18 protein-coding genes and 2 tRNA genes are annotated in these 18,183 nt (G+C 63.7%); 12 read left to right on the top strand and 8 right to left on the bottom strand.

All coding sequences use genetic code 11. The annotated features are described in order from the left end of the window. Positions 1-3 precede the first annotated feature (3 nt). The gene (locus tag PG900_RS16740; protein ID WP_270799835.1) at positions 4-636 is read left to right on the top strand and encodes a protein-methionine-sulfoxide reductase heme-binding subunit MsrQ; all 633 of its coding nucleotides are present in this window, start codon (positions 4-6) and stop codon (positions 634-636) included. Between the two features lie 44 nt (positions 637-680). Here the strand turns inward: PG900_RS16740 and PG900_RS16735 are convergent, their stop codons facing one another. Then, positions 681-926: a PepSY domain-containing protein gene (locus tag PG900_RS16735; RefSeq protein ID WP_010635834.1), complete on the bottom strand. Its 246-nt coding sequence runs from the start codon at positions 924-926 to the stop codon at positions 681-683. 63 nt (positions 927-989) lie between these two features. On the opposite strand from PG900_RS16735, the gene PG900_RS16730 reads away from it, so the two are divergent. The 4 genes from PG900_RS16730 to PG900_RS16715 all read left to right on the top strand — a co-directional run bounded on the left by PG900_RS16730 (position 990) and on the right by PG900_RS16715 (position 3,955). Further along, entirely contained in the window at positions 990-1,322 is a 333-nt protein-coding gene (locus tag PG900_RS16730) for a PepSY domain-containing protein (protein ID WP_005306369.1), read from the top strand. An 86-nt stretch (positions 1,323-1,408) separates the two neighbouring features. Further along, positions 1,409-2,065, top strand: coding sequence for a response regulator transcription factor (locus tag PG900_RS16725; protein ID WP_270831866.1), 657 nt, complete (start codon positions 1,409-1,411; stop codon positions 2,063-2,065). A 37-nt stretch (positions 2,066-2,102) separates the two neighbouring features. Beyond that, a complete protein-coding gene (locus tag PG900_RS16720; protein WP_005306363.1) occupies positions 2,103-3,452 on the top strand; it encodes a sensor histidine kinase in 1,350 nt (449 codons plus the stop codon). A 41-nt stretch (positions 3,453-3,493) separates the two neighbouring features. Then, positions 3,494-3,955 carry a hypothetical protein gene (locus PG900_RS16715; protein ID WP_010635837.1) on the top strand — a complete coding sequence of 154 codons (462 nt, stop codon included), beginning with the start codon at positions 3,494-3,496 and terminating at the stop codon, positions 3,953-3,955. A gap of 147 nt (positions 3,956-4,102) precedes the next feature. Here PG900_RS16715 and torA read toward each other — a convergent pair whose 3' ends face one another. Both torA and PG900_RS16705 read right to left on the bottom strand, forming a co-directional pair. Further along, positions 4,103-6,583 (bottom strand): trimethylamine-N-oxide reductase TorA, encoded by a 2,481-nt coding sequence (gene torA, locus PG900_RS16710; protein ID WP_270799838.1) that lies wholly within the window; start codon positions 6,581-6,583, stop codon positions 4,103-4,105. Between the two features lie 22 nt (positions 6,584-6,605). Continuing rightward, on the bottom strand, positions 6,606-7,736 hold the full coding sequence (locus PG900_RS16705) for a NapC/NirT family cytochrome c (RefSeq protein ID WP_270799839.1): 1,131 nt from the start codon (positions 7,734-7,736) through the stop codon (positions 6,606-6,608). 362 nt (positions 7,737-8,098) lie between these two features. Here PG900_RS16705 and PG900_RS16700 point away from each other — a divergent pair, with 362 nt between their 5' ends. Then, entirely contained in the window at positions 8,099-10,066 is a 1,968-nt protein-coding gene (locus PG900_RS16700; RefSeq protein ID WP_270799840.1) for a DNA topoisomerase III, read from the top strand. Positions 10,067-10,107: 41 nt separating this feature from the next. Here PG900_RS16700 and PG900_RS16695 read toward each other — a convergent pair whose 3' ends face one another. Further along, complete coding sequence (locus tag PG900_RS16695; RefSeq protein WP_017409799.1) at positions 10,108-10,542, bottom strand: DUF417 family protein; 435 nt, start codon at positions 10,540-10,542, stop codon at positions 10,108-10,110. A 13-nt stretch (positions 10,543-10,555) separates the two neighbouring features. Beyond that, positions 10,556-11,089, bottom strand: a complete 534-nt coding sequence (locus tag PG900_RS16690; RefSeq protein ID WP_049045960.1) for a carboxymuconolactone decarboxylase family protein — start codon at positions 11,087-11,089, stop codon at positions 10,556-10,558. A 100-nt stretch (positions 11,090-11,189) separates the two neighbouring features. Here PG900_RS16690 and PG900_RS16685 point away from each other — a divergent pair, with 100 nt between their 5' ends. Continuing rightward, entirely contained in the window at positions 11,190-12,017 is an 828-nt protein-coding gene (locus tag PG900_RS16685) for an AraC family transcriptional regulator (protein ID WP_270799841.1), read from the top strand. A gap of 27 nt (positions 12,018-12,044) precedes the next feature. Here the strand turns inward: PG900_RS16685 and PG900_RS16680 are convergent, their stop codons facing one another. Both PG900_RS16680 and PG900_RS16675 read right to left on the bottom strand, forming a co-directional pair. Then, positions 12,045-13,400 (bottom strand): TrkH family potassium uptake protein, encoded by a 1,356-nt coding sequence (locus PG900_RS16680; protein WP_135318816.1) that lies wholly within the window; start codon positions 13,398-13,400, stop codon positions 12,045-12,047. Beyond that, on the bottom strand, positions 13,397-14,050 hold the full coding sequence (locus PG900_RS16675) for a potassium channel family protein (RefSeq protein ID WP_011707709.1): 654 nt from the start codon (positions 14,048-14,050) through the stop codon (positions 13,397-13,399). The genes PG900_RS16680 and PG900_RS16675 overlap by 4 nt, the downstream gene beginning before the upstream one ends. 127 nt (positions 14,051-14,177) lie before the next feature. Here PG900_RS16675 and murB point away from each other — a divergent pair, with 127 nt between their 5' ends. Together murB and birA are read left to right on the top strand one after the other, a co-directional pair. Continuing rightward, positions 14,178-15,215: a UDP-N-acetylmuramate dehydrogenase gene (gene murB, locus PG900_RS16670; RefSeq protein WP_270799843.1), complete on the top strand. Its 1,038-nt coding sequence runs from the start codon at positions 14,178-14,180 to the stop codon at positions 15,213-15,215. Next, a complete protein-coding gene (birA, locus tag PG900_RS16665) occupies positions 15,212-16,177 on the top strand; it encodes a bifunctional biotin--[acetyl-CoA-carboxylase] ligase/biotin operon repressor BirA (protein ID WP_270799844.1) in 966 nt (321 codons plus the stop codon). Before murB ends, birA begins: the two co-directional genes overlap by 4 nt. A gap of 75 nt (positions 16,178-16,252) precedes the next feature. Here birA and coaA read toward each other — a convergent pair whose 3' ends face one another. Continuing rightward, positions 16,253-17,191: a type I pantothenate kinase gene (gene coaA, locus PG900_RS16660; protein WP_011707706.1), complete on the bottom strand. Its 939-nt coding sequence runs from the start codon at positions 17,189-17,191 to the stop codon at positions 16,253-16,255. A 261-nt stretch (positions 17,192-17,452) separates the two neighbouring features. On the opposite strand from coaA, the gene PG900_RS16655 reads away from it, so the two are divergent. The 3 genes from PG900_RS16655 to PG900_RS16645 all read left to right on the top strand — a co-directional run. Further along, a tRNA-Tyr gene (locus tag PG900_RS16655) sits at positions 17,453-17,537 on the top strand. Positions 17,538-17,575: 38 nt separating this feature from the next. Further along, positions 17,576-17,650 (top strand) — tRNA-Gly (locus PG900_RS16650). A gap of 171 nt (positions 17,651-17,821) precedes the next feature. After that, on the top strand, positions 17,822-18,183 hold a 362-nt coding region (locus PG900_RS16645; RefSeq protein ID WP_270831864.1), incomplete at its 3' end, for a GTP-binding protein.

The raw sequence follows: 18,183 nt of genomic DNA, 5'->3' as shown, positions 1-18,183 counted from the left end.
ACCATGACTCTGCGACTGACGGCGCGTCACATCACCCTGTTGCGGGCGCTGGTACACCTCGCCTCGCTGGGGTTTCTGCTCTGGCTGCTGGTGGCCGTGCCCGGCGGCCTGCTTGGAGGGGATCCGGTGCAGGGGCTGACCCACTATCTGGGCAAGGGGGCGCTCAACCTGCTGCTGCTCACCCTGCTGGTGTCGCCGCTGGCCAAACGCTGGCGGCAGGGGCAGCTCATCAAGCTGCGCCGCCCGCTCGGGCTCTGGTGCGCCGCGTGGGCCGGTCTGCACTTTATGGTCTGGCTGGGGCTGGATCTGCAGTTTGACTGGGGGCTGATTGGCGGCGAGCTGGTCAAGCGCAGCTACATAGTAGTGGGAATGGTGGCGCTGCTGTTGCTGCTGGCGCTCAGCCTCACCTCGGTCCCGGCCCTGCTGCGGCGCATGGGGCCGGCCTGGCAGAAGCTGCACAACTGGCTCTACGCGGTGGCCCTGCTGGTGCCGGTGCACTACTGGTGGTCGCTCAAGAGCGGCTGGCAAGAGCCGCTCATCTACCTGCTGCTGGCCTGCGCCCTGCTGGTGCCGCGCCGCGACAAGCTGCTGCGCCCCTGGCGCCGGCATCGTCTGCAGAAACTGAGAGAGGCATGAGGCCGGCAGTGCGCCGCTCCGACAACCCGCAATAAAAAAGAGGCCTAGTCGGCCTCTTTTTTGATGTCACCCGTATGGGCGTCCACCAGGAGTCGTACCCGCTGCCCCTGGGCATCCAGGGTTTCCACCTCGAATTTGTCCCCTTCCAGCTCCACTTCCCGAATGTCGTGATACCCTTGGGCCACCAGCAGTTTGACCAGCCCGGCCATGTCGAGACGGCTCTCGGCCGCCCAGCCGAGGGTGGAGAAGAGGCAAAGGATCAGCAGGAAACTGCGTCGGATCATATTCATTCCGGATTCATGGCTGGCAGACTATAAACGGCATTATGTTAGGTTTTGGGAGATGAATCATCCATGAATAGAGCCCTGTCTCTGCTTGGGTTGCTGCTGCCGGTACTGGCACAGGCGGCCACGCCGAACGAGGCCTTGCTGCAGCAGGCGGTCAGCGAGGGACGGGTGCGCCCCTTTCATGAGGTGATGGAGGTGGCTTCCCGCCTGCCGGTACGGGTGCTGCGGGTCGATCTGGGGGAGGAGGACGGCATCTGGCTGTACGAACTCAAGCTGATCGACAGCGAGAACAGCGTCATCAAGGTGGGCTATCGGGCCGACAACCTGGAGATGGTGTGGCTCAAGGGCCATCATCTGGAGCGGCTGTTCGAACCGCGTCCGCCCCCGGAAGAGGAGTGATGGAGTGAGTCCGCGAACGCGCCGCCATCCGGTTCGTTCCCCAACCGCCGCCGGTACCGGCACAACCCTGCTTTGGATACCCATTTATGCGAATTCTGATAGTTGAAGATGAGAAGACCCTGGCGGGCCAGCTGGCGGAACAGCTGCGCCTGTCCGGTTTCGTGACCGACCTCTGCCACGACGGTAACGAGGCCGGCTTTCTCGGCGAGACCGAGCCCTACGACGCCATCATTCTGGATCTCGGTCTGCCGGGCCGCGATGGCCTGAGCGTGCTGAAGGAGTGGCGCAGCAAGGGGATCGACACCCCGGTGCTGGTGTTGACCGCCCGTGGCCAGTTGCACGAGAAGATCGAGGGGCTCAACGCCGGGGCCGACGACTACCTCACCAAGCCGTTCCAGGTGGCCGAGCTGGTGGCCCGGGTTCATGCCCTGGTGCGGCGGGCGGCGGGCAACGCCAGCTCCATTCTGGAGATCGGCGGGGTGCGGCTCGACATGGCGGCGTCCCAGGTGTGGTACGAAGGCACCCCCATCAAGCTGACCGCCCACGAGTTCCGGGTGCTCGGCTATCTGATGCAGCACAGGGGCAAGGTGGTGTCGCGCAGCGAGCTGATCGACCACATCTACGCCCAGGATTTCGACCGCGACTCCAACACGGTGGAGGTGTTCATCGGCCGGGTCCGCAAGAAGACCCACTCCGATCTTATCGAGACGGTGCGCGGCCTTGGCTATCGGATCAACGAATGAGCCGGCTCTTGATGCCCTCTTGTGCCGGAGCGGCTGAATGAGGCTGGTGCGTACCCTGCGCGGGCGGCTGGTGGTCATCGCCATGGTCTGGTGCGGCCTGTTCCTGTTCGCCACCGGCTTCAGCCTGCAGACCATGATGCGCAACTACTGGCAGGAGGCGGAGGCCGACGGCCTCCGCCTGCAGCTCTACGATCTGCTCTCCCGCCTCGAGATCCAGCCGGATGGTTTGCCGGTGGTCACCGAACCCATGGCCGACCCCCGCTTTCGCCAGCCCTACTCCGGTTACTACTGGCAGCTGGAGCTGGGGGAGAGCGTGGTCAGCCGCTCCCGCTCCCTGTGGGATGTGCACCTTGACGTGCACGGCCTGAAGTCGGCCTTCGGCGATCCGGATCTCTTCGTCGGCAAGGGGCCCAACAAGGAGCCGCTGCTGATCATGACCCGTACCGTGCTGCTGCCCGGTTCGGATCGGGTGTTCACCCTGGTGATGGCCAAGGACAGCAGCGCTCTGACCCAGACCCTGAAGAAGACCCGCATCAGCCTGTTCCTCGGCCTCGGCTTTGCCGCGACCGGGCTGGTGCTCGGCTTCATGTTCCAGATCGTCTACGGCCTGCGGCCGCTGCACCTGTTGCGCCGCGAATTGAGCCGGGTCCATCAGGGCCATCAGGAGGGGTTCCGGCTGCGCTATCCGCTGGAGATCCAGCCGCTGGTGGAGGACATCAACCGGCTGCTGCACCACTACGGTGAGCTGCTGCAGCGGGCGCGATCCCACACCGGCAACCTAGCCCACGCCCTCAAGACGCCGCTCAGCATCATGCGCAACCAGGTGGCCCAGCTGCCGCCGGAAGATCAGGCCGCCCTCGGCGAGCAGCTCGATCAGATCCAGCGCCACATCGATTACCACCTCGGCAAGGCTCGGGTCACCGGCGCCGCCAAGATCCTCGGGGTGTCGACCCCGGTGCGGGCGCGGGTGGAGTACATCTGCCGCGCCTTCTCCCGCCTCTATCCGGGCCGGGAAGTGGACCTGCAGGTGCCGGCCACCCTGGCGGTCGGTGTGGAGGAGCAGGACTTCGACGAGATGGTGGGCAACCTGCTGGAGAACGCCTTCAAGTGGTCGGCCGGCCGGCTGCGCATCTCCAGCGCCGAGCTGGGGGGCTGGATCACCCTGCGCATCGAGGATGACGGCCCCGGCATGAGCGAGGATCAGATCGCCAAGGCGGTGCTGCGCGGGGTGCGCCTCGACGAGAAGGTGCCGGGTTCGGGGCTGGGTCTCAACATCGTCTCCGATCTGGCGGAAGCCTACCGCGGCAGCCTCATCATGGGGCGCGCCGAACTGGGCGGGTTGGCGGCTTCTCTCTCGTTGCCCAAGGTGGCAAGAGTAGAGAGCTAGGCATAAGATATGGCACCTGTTTTAGCCTGAGGAAGAGAACCATGACCGATGATCCATGGGCACTGTGTCACCTCGACGATTCGTTCGATGCCTCCGTGCTGGGCACCAAGGGGGCCCAGATCCAGTGGTTTGAGGATCGCGACAGCCTGATTGCCTTCCTGCTGGAAGATTTCGTCGACCTGCTGGCCGACGTGGGCGAGCTGGATGAGGATCAGACCGAGCGGGCGCGCGAGCGCTTCACCCTGCTGGTGGAGCAGAGCTTCGACGATCGCGGCCTGATGGACGCCATCAACGATCTCGCCTCCGGCCTGCGCCGCATCGCCTGGCTGGGGCCGCTCTCCGAGCTGGCCGAGCTGAGCGATGACTTCGCCTCCGGCCTGCGCCGCTACTTCTGGAGCCAGTACGACGGGGATGAAGATGACCCGGATGCCTGGGTGCCGGAAGAACTCTGGCCCCAGCTGGTGGAGTGTGCGGAAGAGTATATGGTTGAGGGTGACTTCTGATTCTGAGCCCTTGTCCGCAGCTCTGGTTGCAAAGCGGGTGGAGTGTCCGGAAGGGTAGATGGTTGAGGGTGACTTCTGAGTCACACCACAAACCGAGATAAGAAAACGGCGCCTTGATGGCGCCGTTTTTGTTGCTCAGACCTCTGCTCAGGCGTTGGCCGGCACCGCGTGGGCGGTGTTGACCGGGGCCGGGCCCTGGTACTTCTCGATCTGCAGCTGGGCCATGTGACCGCAGTTGCCCTGCGCCAGGCTGGAGGTGCCCTCGTCGAAGGTGAGGCAGTTGACGTTGCCGTTCTTGCACAGGCTCCCCGCCTCGCCCGGTTTGGCCGGATCGAACCAGGCCCCTTCGCACACCCGTACCACCCCGGGGCGGATGTCGGTCGAGAGCAGGGCCCCCACCAGGATCTGGCCGCGGTCGTTGAAGGCCCGCACCAGATCGCCATCCTGGATGCCGCGCGCCTTGGCGTCGTCCGGGTGGATCAGGATCGCCTCGCGATCGGCGACGGCGAACTTGTCCCGCAGCGGGGTGTTGTCGAGCTGGGAGTGCAGCCGCTGGGTCGGGTGGGAGGTGTTGAGCGACAGCGGATAGCGGGTCGCCTCTTTGCTCTTGATCCACTCCTTGGGCTCATACCACTTGGGATGGCCGGCGCAGTCGGCATAACCCATGCCGGCCACTGTGCTGGAGAAGATCTCGATCTTGCCGGACGGTGTCCCGAGCGGGTTGAGCAGCGGGTTCTCACGAAAATCGGCGTGACGGATCCACTGGCGGTTCGCCTCGGGCACCGGGAAGCGGATGTAGTTGTTGGACTCCCAGAACATGTTGAATGGCGGCAGTGCCACCCGGGCGCCGCGGGCCTGGGCGGCCATGCCGTCATACATCTGCTTGAGCCACAGCATCTCGTCCTTGCCTTCGGTGTACTGCTCCTGCAGACCCAGCTTGGCGGCCACGTCGCGGAAGATGTCGAAGTCGTTGCGCGCCTCGAACTGGGGCGGCACGCACTGGTGCATCGGGAAGACGTAGCGCTGGGAGTAGTCGCCGCCCATCTCCAGATCGTTGCGCTCGTAGCTGGTGGTGGCCGGCAGCACGATGTCGGCGTGCTTGGCGGTGGCGGTCCAGTAGGGCTCGTGCACGATCACGGTCTGCGGCTTGCGCCAGGCCTTGACCAGGTTGTTGGTGTCCTGATGGTGGTGGAAGGGGTTGCCGCCCGCCACGTAGACCAGCTTGATGTCCGGGTAGGTCACCTTGCGGCCGTTGAAGTCGATGGTCTTGCCGGGGTTGGCCAGACAGTCGGCGATGCGGGCCACCGGGATCGGCGCCGGTCCGTTCTTCGGCGCATTGCCGGCGGAGATGCCCGCCAGGATGCCGCCCTTGGCGGTGGGGCTGCCACCGGAAGAGTAGTGGTAGCTGAAGCCGTAACCGCCACCCGGCAGGCCGATCTGGCCCAGCATGGCGGCCAGGGTGACCAGCATCCAGTTGGGCTGCTCACCGTGCTGCTGCCGCTGCATGCCCCAGCCCGCCATGATCATAGTGCGCTTGGACGCCATGTCGAGGGCCAGCTGGCGGATCACCTTGGCATCGACGCCGCAGATGGTGCTCGCCCACTCGGCGCTCTTCGGCTGGCCGTCTTCCTTGCCGAGCAGATAGGCGAGGAACTTGTCGAAGCCGGTGGTGTAGCGATCGAGGAAGGCCTGATCGTGCTTCTGCTCGCTGTAGAGGGTGTGGGCCACCCCCAGCATCATGGCCACGTCGGTGTAGGCATTCGGTGCAATCCACTCGGCCCCGGCCAGTTTGGCGGTTTCGTTGTAGACCGGGTCGATGCTGATGATGCGGGTACCCTTCTCCTTGAGCGCCTTGAAACCGGCCTGACCCTCGTGATCCGGCATGTTCCAGCTGTTTTTCAGGGTGACCTGGGCGTTGACCCCCCACAGCACCACCAGTTCGGCGTGCTCGATGACGTTCGGCCAGGCGGTCTGCTGCTCATACACCTCGATGGAGCCCATCACGTGGGACATGATCACCTGGGCGGCGCCGGCGGAGTAGTCGCCGGCATAGCCGGTGAAGCCGCCCGCCAGGTTCATCAGGCGGTGCAACAGGGTGCGGCTGTTGTGGAACATGCCGACGCTCTTCCAGCCGTAGGAACCGGCGTGGATCGCCTGCGGGCCGAAGTCGCTCTGCACCCGGCCTATCTCGCCGGCCACCAGTTCAATGGCTTTCTCCCAGCTCACCCGCACCCACTCGTCGGCGCCACGCAGCTCGGGCTTGGCGCCCGGACCCTGTTCCAGCCAGCTCTTGCGCACCATGGGGTACTTGATGCGGTTTTTGGCGTGGACCTGGAACGGCGCCATGTCGATGAGATCGTTGGGGGCCGGATCATCGGCCACCGGCTGGACCCGTACCATGCGGCCCTCTTCGACGATGGCTTCGAAAGCTCCCCAGTGGGCGCCGGTCAGGATGCCTTTCTGGGCCGGCACCAGGGTCGGAAACTGTTCAAGCGCCGTGCTGATGGCCTGGGCCAGCGCGCTCTTCGGGAAGACGCCGGCCAGCAGCGGCAGGGCGGCGCAGGCGCCCAGCCCCTTGAGCAGGTTGCGGCGGGAGAGATTGGTTTGCTTATCGGTAAAAAAAGTCATGACGATTTCCTCTGTGCCAGCCTTAGTGCGCCGCGTTCATGTCACTGGCATGTTTCTGGACGTATTGGGTCAACATGCGTGCCTGTTCCGGGGTCAGGGAGGTGCGTGATTCCATCCCCTTGATGACGCCGATCCACTGGTTGGCGTTGAAGTGATCCAGTGCGGTGAGGCCGTGGCAGCCGGTACAGTTGTTGGACATCAGGGTGGAGGCGTACTGCCACAGCTTGCCCTGATCGCCGATGAGCTGGCTCTGATCCACCCAGGCGGTCAGGCTGACTTGATGCCAGGTGAGGTTGGTGGCGCTGTCGGTTTCGCTCTTGCCGGTGGTGAGCTGCGCCTTGGCCTTGTCGCCGAGCAGGGTGCTCAGGATGCGCTTGCCGGGAGCGGCGTAGAACACCTCGCTCACCCCATCCTGCTGCCAACCGTCGATGCGCACCTGGGCGCGACCGTTGTCGTTGGCCAGTACTTCCACCTGGGTGGAGGGCATCAAGGTGCCTTCGTCGGTCTTGGCGCTGGCATCCAGATAGAGCGGGGTGGTGGCGATGGCGTAACGGGTGGTGACGCTGGCCGGGGTCTGGGCGGCGGCTTGCGCCAGCTCGCTGGCACCGGCGGCGGCCAGGCCGCTCATGTCGGGCATGATGTGGGCGACGCCGCGGTGGCAGTCGATGCAGGTCTGGCCCTCCTTGATGGCGACCGGGTGCTCGGCACGGGCGTTGGGGCGCTGGGCCAGGATGTCCATCGCCGCGTAGCTGTGGCAGCTGCGGCAGGTGGCGGAGTCGTTGGCTTTCAGCTCGTCCCACACCGACTGCGCCATGCGCAGCTTGTGAGCCTCGTATTTCTCAGGGGTGTCGAGGGTGCCGAGCGCCTCGTGATAGATGTCCTTCACGGCGCGGATCTTGGTCCACAGATAGGAGGTAGGATCACCCGGAATGTGGCAGTCTGCGCACTCGGCGCGGATGCCCTTCACGTTCTGGAAGTGGACGCTGCCCTGATACTCGGCCAGCGGGGTCTGCATGGAGTGACAGGAGACGCAGAACTCGGTGGAGCTGGTCTTGTGCATGACGGTCACCGTGACCCCCAGCGCTGCAACGCCCAAGAGGGCTCCGAGCAGCAGTAGCCAGAACCAGGTTTTTCTCAACAATTTTCCAAGCATGACGGCGTTTTCCTACGATCAAATATTACCAATATAGTAGTATCCATGGAGAGGTAGTTGATTGACCTCTATCATGATTTATATTTTGCATTGTTATTTTAAATGCATTTATTATTTTGTAATTTATCATTTAATTGAATTTAATTTAACTTCCTGCGATTTTACCGTCTTTTTGTCCTCGTTTGAGGCATAACCAACCTGGGCCTGCCATCCACGCCCTGGCGATGCTGTGCACCCGCCCGCCACCCCCCTCAATCGCTCCTGCCTCGGCAAGGGCCTGTCGCCTCGCACCCGCGGAGGGCTTGGGCTTTGCCCGGGCCCCGTTATATACTGTTCGCATATACAGTATTCAGGTGTTTGCCATGCGACTCTTCATCGCCGAGAAGCCCAGTCTGGGACGTGCCATTGCCGACGTGCTGCCCAAGCCCCACAAGAAGGGGGACGGTTTTATCGAAACCGCGCAGGGGGATGTGGTGACCTGGTGCATCGGCCATTTGCTGGAGCAGGCCGAGCCCGATGCCTATGACGCCGCTTACAAGCAGTGGCGCATGGAGTCACTGCCTATCGTCCCGGCCCAGTGGCAGCTGGTGGCCAAGCCGAAGACCAAGACCCAGCTCACCGTCATCAAGCGGCTGATCAAACAGGCCGACTGCGTGGTCAACGCCGGTGACCCGGACCGGGAGGGGCAGCTGCTGGTGGACGAGGTGATCGATTTCCTCGGCTACGGTAAAACCAGGCCGGTGCTGCGCTGTCTCATCAGCGATCTCAACCCGCCGGCGGTGCGCCGTGCCCTCGACAAGCTCAGAGACAACAAGGAGTTCGTGCCGCTGGCGGTGTCGGCGCTGGCCCGCAGCCGGGCCGACTGGCTCTACGGCATCAACATGACCCGCGCCTATACCCTGCTTGGCCGCAAGGGGGGTTGCAGCGAGCTGCTGTCGGTCGGCCGGGTACAGACGCCGCTGCTGGGGCTGGTGGTACGGCGGGATCTCGAGATAGAAGCCTTCGTGCCCAAACCCTTCTTCGAGGTGCTGGCCCATCTACAGACCGAAGGTAACGAGCGTTTCAGCGCCAAGTGGTTGCCCTCCGAGGCCTGTCTGCCCTGGCAGGACGAGGAGGGACGAGTGCTAAACCGGGCGCTGGCCGCCAAGGTGGTGGAGCGGATCCAGGGCCAACCCGCACTGGTGGAAGAGGTGGAGGAGCAGGCCCGCAAGCAGGCGGCGCCGCTGCCCTACAACCTCTCCAGCCTGCAGATCGATGCCGCCAAGCGGTTCGGCATGGACGCCAAGCGGGTGCTGGACGTCTGTCAGGGGCTCTACGAGCGCCACAAGCTGATTACCTACCCGCGATCCGACAGCCGTCACCTGCCGAGCGATCACTTCAACCGGGCCGGCCAGGTACGGGAGGCCATCGCCAGCACGGCGCCGGCGCTGGCCAAGGCGGTGAGCGAGGCGGACGGCAAGATCCGCAGCAAGGCGTGGAACGACAGCAAGGTGGATGCTCACCACGCCATCATCCCCACCGAGAAACAGGGCAACCCGGCCACGCTGGGGGCTGACGAGGCGAAGCTTTACGGCCTGATTGCCCGTCAGTACCTGCTGCAGTTCTACCCGCCGTTCGAGTACAACGACAGCAAGGTACTGCTGCGCATCGCCGGCGGGCTGTTCCAGGCTAAGGCGCGGCGGATCCTCAAGGCGGGCTGGAAGGCGCTGCTCGGGGTGGAGGAAGATGATGAAGAGGAGGCGGGGACCCTGCCGGCCCTGCGCAAGGGCGAGCAACTGTTGTGCGAGCGGGGGGAGCTGCAGGAGAAGATGACCCAGCCGCCCAAGTCGTTCACCGATGCCACCCTGCTGGCGGCCATGACCGGCATCGCCCGCTACGTGCAGGATCCCGAGATCCGCAAGACCCTGCGCGAAACTGACGGCCTCGGCACCGAGGCGACCCGGGCGGGCATCATCGATCTGCTGTTCAAGCGCCGTTTTCTGGTGCGCCAGGGCAAGAGCATCAAGGCGACCCCGACCGGGCGGGCTCTCATTCAGGCGCTGCCTGCCACGGCGACTACCCCTGACATGACGGCGTTGTGGGAACAGCACCTCGGCCGGATAGCCGAGCGGCAGACGAGCTATCAGCAATTCATGGGGCCGTTGACCGAGCAGTTGAACGGCCTGATCGACGGCGCCAGACAGGATTCGGGAGCCAGCTTCAGCGCCCTGCCCAAGGCAGCGCCCGGGGCCGACAAGCGCCGCTTTGCCAAGCGCAAGCGCAGCACGGCAGCTGTTGGCACGAGCGGGACTGCCAAGCGGGGGAGCAAGCGGCCGGCCAAGGCTGCCTGACAAAAAAAGCGCCCCTGGCGGGGCGCAAAAAGGCATTGTCCTCAGGCGTCGGCCAGTCTGGCGCGACTCAAATTCAGGTAGTGCCAGGCAACGCCGAGCAGTACCAGATCCTTGAAGATGAAGAACTCGGTGACCGGCACTCCGTCGACCAGCTTCCAGACGCCCGGCAGGGTCAGCAGAAAGCTGAGGGTCACGAGGAAGGTCAGGATGGCCCCCAGGCTGCTCCAGTAGCCCAGACGTGGTCGCCACAGGCCGGCAATCAGACCGCCGGCGATCAGGATCTCGACCAGTCCGATCAGATTGGAGACGGCTTGCTCCGAGAGCACGGCATAGAGCCAGCTCATCAGCGGGTGGCTTGCCACCAGCGGCCGGATGGCCGCCGCCTCGGTCGGCGTGAACTTGAACACACCGATCCAGAGCAGGGTCAGTACCACCCCGGCGAGGGCGATCAGAAAACCTCGGTCATGGCGTTCCATTCATGCTCCTTTGTCAGGGGGTGAGAGTGACCGGCGGGAAGTCGATGTCGGTTGCCGCCAGATGATTGCCGTAGTTGGTCAGGGTATTGATGACCACCTGCCCCAGTACCTCCATTGCCAGCTCATCATCCACGCCCGCGGCACGGGCTGCGGCCAGCTGTTGATCGCTGATGACACCGCGCTGGGTAACCAGGGCGACCGCCAGCTGCAGCAGGGCGTGGTCGAGTGGATCCGCCGCCTGGGCCAGACGTGCAGCCCGGATGGCGTCGTCATCGAAACCGGCCCGGCCAGCCAGCAGGGTGTGGGCCGACAGGCAGTATTGGCAGGCGTTGGCCTGGCCGATGGCCAGTGCCAGCAGCTCCCGCTGGCGGGCACTGAGCCGCCCTTTGCCCAGCGCATCGGCAAAACCGAGCAGGCCGTTGAGCACCGCGGGTGAATGGGCCAGGGTGGCGTAGAGGTTGGGAACCTTGCCAAGGCTGCTTTTGAGGGCTGCGAAGGTGGGGGCGGCAGCTGGTTTGGGCTGGCTCACGGGGTGAATGCGACTCATGGTGTGCTCCTGTTTGGGTTGGGTACGGGAGACACTATGCCGGTTTTAATGGTACGGTTTATCACCCATAGTCCACTATTGGCGACTTATCGTCTCAAACATGGATCCACTCTCGATACTGCTGGCCCATGCCGCGCCCCGGGCCAATCTCTTCTTTGCCGGCAACCTGTGTCAGCACTCTCACAGCAGCGACTATCCAGCCGGCGGTCATCTGCACCTGTTGCGCCGTGGCGAACTGCTGCTGCGCGAAGAGGGGGGTGAACCCCTGTTGCTGACCGAACCGACCCTGATCCTGTTTCCTCGTGGGCGGGGACACTGGCTCGAGCCGCGTCAGCTGGCAGGTTGCGATCTGGTGTGCGCCAGCGTGTCGTTCGGACCGACCGGTGACTCACCATTGCAGCTGGCGCTGTCGGATACCCTGGTACTGCCGCTGCAGACGATCCCGGCCATGGCGCCGGTGCTGACCCTGCTGTTCGAGGAGGCCTTCGCCGACCGCTACGGTCAGCCACCGATCCTCTCCCGTCTGCTGGAGGTATTGCTGATCCTGCTGCTGCGCCATCTGGTGGAGCAGGGGCACTGCCGGCAGGGGATGCTGGCTGCGCTCTCCGACCCGCGTCTGGCGCGGGCCATCGCGGTCATGCATCAGCGCGGGGACGAGCCCTGGACGGTCGAGACGCTGGCACGGGAGGCGGGCATGTCGCGCGCCCGCTTCGCCGCCCATTTCCAGGCGTTGACCGGGCAGACGCCACTGGGCTATCTGACGCGCTGGCGCATGATGCTGGCCAGTCAGCAGCTGCTGGCAGGGGAGTCCATCACTCAGGTGGCGCTGGGGGCGGGGTATAGCGGCGGAACCGCCTTTGGGCGGGCGTTTGAACGGGAGTTCGGCATGAGCCCGGGACGCTGGCTCAAGACGCGGCAGCGCGAATGACCGGGGCCACGGCGGGCCCCGGTGTCATCAGCCGGTGTAGACGGCTTCTTCCGGATACTTGATGCGGGTCTCGCTCGGGCGGGCCAGCATGAAGGCCAGGGTCAGCGGACCGAGACGGCCGCAGATCATCACCAGCACCAGGATCAGCTTGCCCGGTTCGCTCAGACCGGCGGTGATGCCGGTGGAGAGCCCCACGGTGGCAAACGCCGAGATGGTCTCGAACATGATCTTGTCGAAGGATTGCTGCTCGGTGAGCATCAGCAGGAACATGGCCAGCATCAGCACCATGGTGCTGACGATGATGATGGCCAGCGATCGGGTCACTATCTGGGGTGACAGGGTGCGGCCGAAGGCGGTGACGTGGGGGCGCTTGGTCAGAAACGCCTTGGTCGCCAGCAGCACCACCGCGAAGGTGGTCACCTTGATACCGCCCCCGGTGGAGGTGGCGCCGGCCCCGACAAACATCAGCATCATCATGAACAGCAGGGAGGCGGGCACCATCTGGCCGATATCGATGGAGTTGAAGCCGGCGGTACGGGCGCTGGTGGACTGGAAAAAGGCCGCCAGCCACTGACCGCCGAAGGAGGCCTTGCCGAGGGTGCCCGGGTTGTTGTGCTCCAGCAGCCAGAACATCAGGGTACCCAGCAGCAGCAGGGCCGGTGTCATGATCAGCATCAGCTTGCTGTGCAGCTTCAGCTTGCGCCAGCGGCGGTTGCGCACCAGGTCGACGATGACGGTGAAGCCAATCCCCCCCAGGATGATCAGCGCGGCTATGGTCAGGCTGATGATGGGGTCATCCCGGTAGTCCATCAAGTTGTTGGCGAACAGCGAGAAGCCGGCGTTGTTGAAGGCCGAGACCGCGTGGAAGAAGCTGACATAGAGGCCGCGCTCCCAGCCGAGCTCGGGCACCCAGCGGATGGCCATCAGGCCGGTGCCGATGAGCTGGGCGATGAAGGCGAACAGCACGATCCGCTTCACCAGCTGGATGATGTTGACCGACCCCTCCTGGCCCAGTGCCTCCTTGGCCAGCACCTGCTGGCGCAGGCCGACCCGCTTGCTGAACATGGCGATCAGCAGTAGGGTCATGGTCATCTGGCCGAGGCCGCCAATCTCCATCAGCATCAGCAAAAAAATCTGCCCCTGCAGGGTGAAGGCGGTGCCGGTATCCACCACCCCGAGCCCGGTCACGCTGATGGCCGAGGTGGCGGTGAACAGGGCGTTGATGAAGCTCACTTCGCCGTTGTGGCTGGAGGGCTGCACCAGAAACAGGGTGCCGACCAGCAGGATGATCAGGAAGCTGCCGAGGATCAGCTTGGCTTCGCTCCAGCGCGACTCGTCGTCCCGGTGCAGGGCGAAGGCGTAGTTGCTACGCCAGCGGGTCATAGGGTTTCCAGCCAGTGGTCGATGGCGTGTTTGTTGCCCGCCAGGATCAGGATGTCACCCAGTTGCAGCTCCATCTTGCCGGTCAGCACGTTGTGCAGCACCTGGCCGCGCTTGATGGCCAGCAGTTGCAGTTCGGTCTGTTGCAGCAGATGCAGGTCGGCGAGGGTGCGGCCATTTTGCGGCAAACCGATGACGAATTCGGTCAGCACCATGTCGTGGCCCAGCTCCAGATAGTCGAACAGCCGGTTGTCCAGCATGCTCTGGGCGACCCGGCGGCCCATGTCCCACTCCGGGTTGATCACCTTGTCGGCCCCCACCTTCTGCAGGATCTTGGCGTGGAACTTGTCGCGCGCCTTGACCCACACCTTCTTCACGCCGGCTTCCTTGAGGACGAGGGTGGTGAGGATGCTGGTCTCGAGGTTGTCACCGATGGCGACGAAGACGATGTCGAAGTCGGCCAGCCCCAGCTCGGCCACCGTGGCCTCGTCGGTGGCATCGGCGACGATGACGTGGTTGCAGAGGGTGGCAATCTGACGGGTCTTGCTCTCGTCGATGTCTATCGCCAGCACCTCGGCATCCTGCCGTTGCAGCTCTTCACACAGGGCGCTGCCAAACAGTCCCAGGCCGATGACGGCAAATTGGTTGTTCATGAGTACTTCCTCAAGCGTCGGAGCCGGATACTCTACTCCTGCGGCATGAGTCCGAAAAGGGGGGCGGATTTTTCGTCCGGCGGCAATATAAGGTAGACTGCCCGCTTGCCATTGTCGGGACACGCAGATGAAACTCACCCCTTACGCCTCCTTGTTGACGCTCAACACCCTCGCCCTCGATGCCCATTGCCGCTGGCTGGCCGAAGTGGAACGGATCGACGATCTGCCGCAACTGGTAGCCAACCCCGAGCTGGCCGGCTTGCCGCGGCTGGTGCTGGGCGGTGGCAGCAACGTGCTGTTTTGCGATGACTTCGCCGGTGTCGTAGTGCTCAACCGGCTCAAGGGGATAACGCTGCACGACGAGGGGGATCACTGGTTGCTGCACGTGGCGGCCGGCGAGAACTGGCATGATCTGGTGTGCCATACCCTGCAGCAGGGCTGGTTCGGGCTCGAGAACCTGGCGCTGATCCCGGGCACGGTCGGGGCCGCTCCGGTGCAGAATATCGGCGCCTACGGGGTCGAGCTGGCCAGCGTTTGCGCCTATGTGGAGGCGTTCAACTGGCAGAGTGGCCAGCTGGAGCGCATCGAGGCGGCCGCCTGCGGGTTCGGCTATCGCGACAGCATCTTCAAGCATGCCTGTCAGGACAGCCACTTCATCACCGCCGTCGGGCTGCGCCTCGCCAAGGCCTGGCGGCCGGTGGCAGGTTATGGCCCGCTGGCCGCGCTCGGTGAGCAGCCCACGGCGCAGGCCATCTTCGATACCGTCTGCGCCACCCGCATGGCCAAGCTGCCGGATCCGGCCGTGCTCGGCAATGCCGGCAGCTTCTTCAAGAACCCCGTGGTGACGACGGCGCAGGCCGACCGGCTCAAGCAGCAATATCCGCACATGCCCTGTTACCCGACCGCTGACGGGCAGGCCAAGCTGGCCGCGGGCTGGCTCATCGATCAGTGCGGCCTCAAGGGGTTTGCCATCGGCCGCGCTGCCGTGCATCAGGAGCAGGCCCTGGTGCTGGTCAACCTGGGTGGGGCTAGCGCCATGGAGCTGATCGCCCTGGCGGCTCACGTACGCGACAGCGTGGAGCAGAAGTTCGGCGTGCTGCTGGAACACGAGGTGCGTTTCATGGGGCGCAGCGGTGAAACCTGGCTCGACGAGGTGCTCTCATGACCCTGACCCCCATCAGACAGACCCTGATCACCCTGCTCAGCGACGGCCAGTTTCACTCCGGCGAACAGCTGGGTGAGCGGCTTGGCATCAGCCGGGCGGCGGTCAGCAAGCACATGGCCGCGCTCAAGGAGCTGGGGCTGGACTTGTTCAGCCTGACCGGCAAGGGTTATCGGCTGGCGGTGCCGATGGCGCTCTATGACGAGGCGCAGCTGCAGGCGTTGGCGCCCATGGCGCCGGTACACTGCTTTCCGGTCATCGATTCCACCAACCAGTACCTGCTGGAGCGGGTCAACCAGCTGAGCTCCGGCGAGAGCTGCCTGGCCGAGTGCCAGACCGCCGGTCGTGGCCGGCGCGGCAAGCCCTGGGTCTCCCCCTTCGGGTGCCAGCTGATCCTCAGCATGTACTGGCGGCTCGAGCAGGGCATGGCGGCCGCCATGGGGCTGAGTCTGGCGGTCGGCGTGGCCGTGGTGCAGGCGCTGGAATCCCTCGGTTATCCGGGGGTGGAGCTGAAATGGCCCAATGACCTCTATTATCAGGGTCGCAAACTGGCGGGCATTCTGGTGGAGATGAGCGGCAGTGCCGGTGCCAGCTGTCATCTGGTGATCGGGGTCGGCCTCAATCTGGCGATGCCGAGCCGGGAGGGGGAGCGGATCGATCAGGCCTGGTCCGAACTGCGCCACATCCAGCCGGAATTGGTGGATCGCAATCTGCTGGCCGGCCGGGTGCTCGACCACCTGCAGCAGGCCATGCTCACCTTCGAACAGAGTGGCCTCGCCAGCTTCGTGGCGGACTGGAACCGGCTCGACCACTTCGCCGGCCGGCCGGTGCGGCTGCTGATGGGCGAGCAGGAGATCCGCGGCGTGGCGCGCGGCATCGATGATCGCGGCGCCCTGCGGCTGGAGACCGCAGAGGGGATCAAGTTCTACCTGGGTGGCGAGATCTCCCTGCGCCGGGGCGACTGAAGGCGGTGGCGATCGTCATGAATAGAAGAGGGGGCCTGCGGGCCCCCTCTTCATTGTGATTCGTGTTGGTAGCCGCTACTTGCGCAGCTTGATCTGCTCGATGGCATGCTCGTTGCCCTTGGTCAGGATCAGGTTGGCCCGTTCCCTGGTCGGCAGGATGTTCTCTTTCAAATTCAGATAGTTGATATCTTGCCAGATGTTGTTGGCAATCTTGGTCGCTTCACTCTCCGCCAGCTTGGCGTAGTGGTGGAAGTAGGAGTCGGGATCCGAGAAGGCGCCGCTGCGGAATTTGAGGAAGCGCTCGATATACCAGGTGCGCAGCAGCTCGGCCTCGGCGTCCACATAGATGGAGAAGTCGACGAAATCGGAGACGAAGACCCGGTGAGGCTCCTGCGGATAATCCATGCCGCTCTGCAGTACATTGAGCCCTTCGAGGATCAGGATGTCCGGCTGCTCCACCACCTTCTTCTCGTCAGGGATGATGTCGTAGATAAGGTGGGAGTAGACGGGCGCTTCGACCTTTTCGTGGCCGGCGCGGATGTTGGCGACAAATTCCACCAGATGACGGATGTCATAGGATTCCGGGAAACCCTTGCGGCGCATCAGGCCGCGCTCTTCCAGCACCTTGTTGGGATAGAGAAAGCCGTCGGTGGTGACCAGTTCCACCCGCGGGTGCTCCGGCCAGCGCTCCAGCAATGCCTGCATGATGCGCGCCGTGGTGCTCTTGCCCCCCGCCACGCTGCCGGCGATGCTGATGATGTAGGTACCCTTGCCGCGGGACTGACCGAGAAACTGTTCCAGTACCCGGCTGCGGCGCTGCTTGGCCTTGACGTAGAGGTTGAGCAGGCGGGAGAGGGGCAGGTAGATCTCTTCCACCTCCTGCAATGACACCTTTTCATTGATCCCGCGCAGGGTCTGCAGATCGTGCTCGGTCAGGGTCAAAGGGACCGAGTCGCGCAATAACGCCCATTGTTCGCGGGTGAATTGCAGATAGGGGTTATGCTCTGTCGTCATGGTGTCATCACTGTTTCTTGGGCAGGGCGACCATACACCAAGGGGTGGGGAGCGACAAGAGAAGCGACGGTTTCGAGCGGAGAGTGAGTCCTTTTTTGCCTGGTTCCCGGCAATAATGCACATTTTGCAAGGCGCAATGGTTGCATCCCCAAAATGCTTACCATAAAATGCGCGACGCTTAGATGTCTGTCGTCTATTTGCTCGGCAAAAGCGATAAAACAACGGGTGCAAGCAGAATTACCGTTGTGGCATTTATGTAGCGGAGGGGTTCCCGAGCGGCCAAAGGGATCAGACTGTAAATCTGACGGCTCTGCCTTCGAAGGTTCGAATCCTTCTCCCTCCACCATATTTCTCTGCGGTTTGAGTTCTTTGGGTTAGAGAAATGCGGGCATCGTATAATGGCTATTACCTCAGCCTTCCAAGCTGATGATGCGGGTTCGATTCCCGCTGCCCGCTCCAAGATGCTGATACGGCTCAGGCGATAGCAGAGCCACACCTTAGGGTGAGTTCGGCAATCGAACCTGCCTGTCAGCACCAGCCTCTCTTCCCCACCAGATTCAAATCCATCATATAAACTGTTCTGTGGTTAGCTTGCCACCGCGTACTCAGCGTTAGTTTAGAGGGACGATCATGTCTAAAGAAAAATTTGAGCGTAATAAACCGCACGTTAACGTGGGTACCATCGGCCACGTTGACCACGGTAAAACCACCCTGACTGCCGCTATCACCAACGTGCTGGCCAAGCACTTCGGTGGTAAGGCTTTCGCCTTCGACCAGATCGACAAGGCACCGGAAGAGCGTGAGCGTGGTATCACCATCAACACCTCCCACGTAGAATACGACACCGCTACCCGTCACTACGCGCACGTAGACTGCCCGGGTCACGCCGACTACGTTAAAAACATGATCACCGGTGCTGCCCAGATGGACGGCGCGATCCTGGTAGTAGCAGCGACTGACGGCCCGATGCCGCAGACTCGTGAGCACATCCT

The sequence above is a fragment of the Aeromonas sp. QDB03 genome (assembly GCF_027707985.1).
Classification (GTDB): domain Bacteria; phylum Pseudomonadota; class Gammaproteobacteria; order Enterobacterales; family Aeromonadaceae; genus Aeromonas; species Aeromonas hydrophila.
This window is presented reverse-complemented; position numbering and strand designations above follow the sequence as displayed.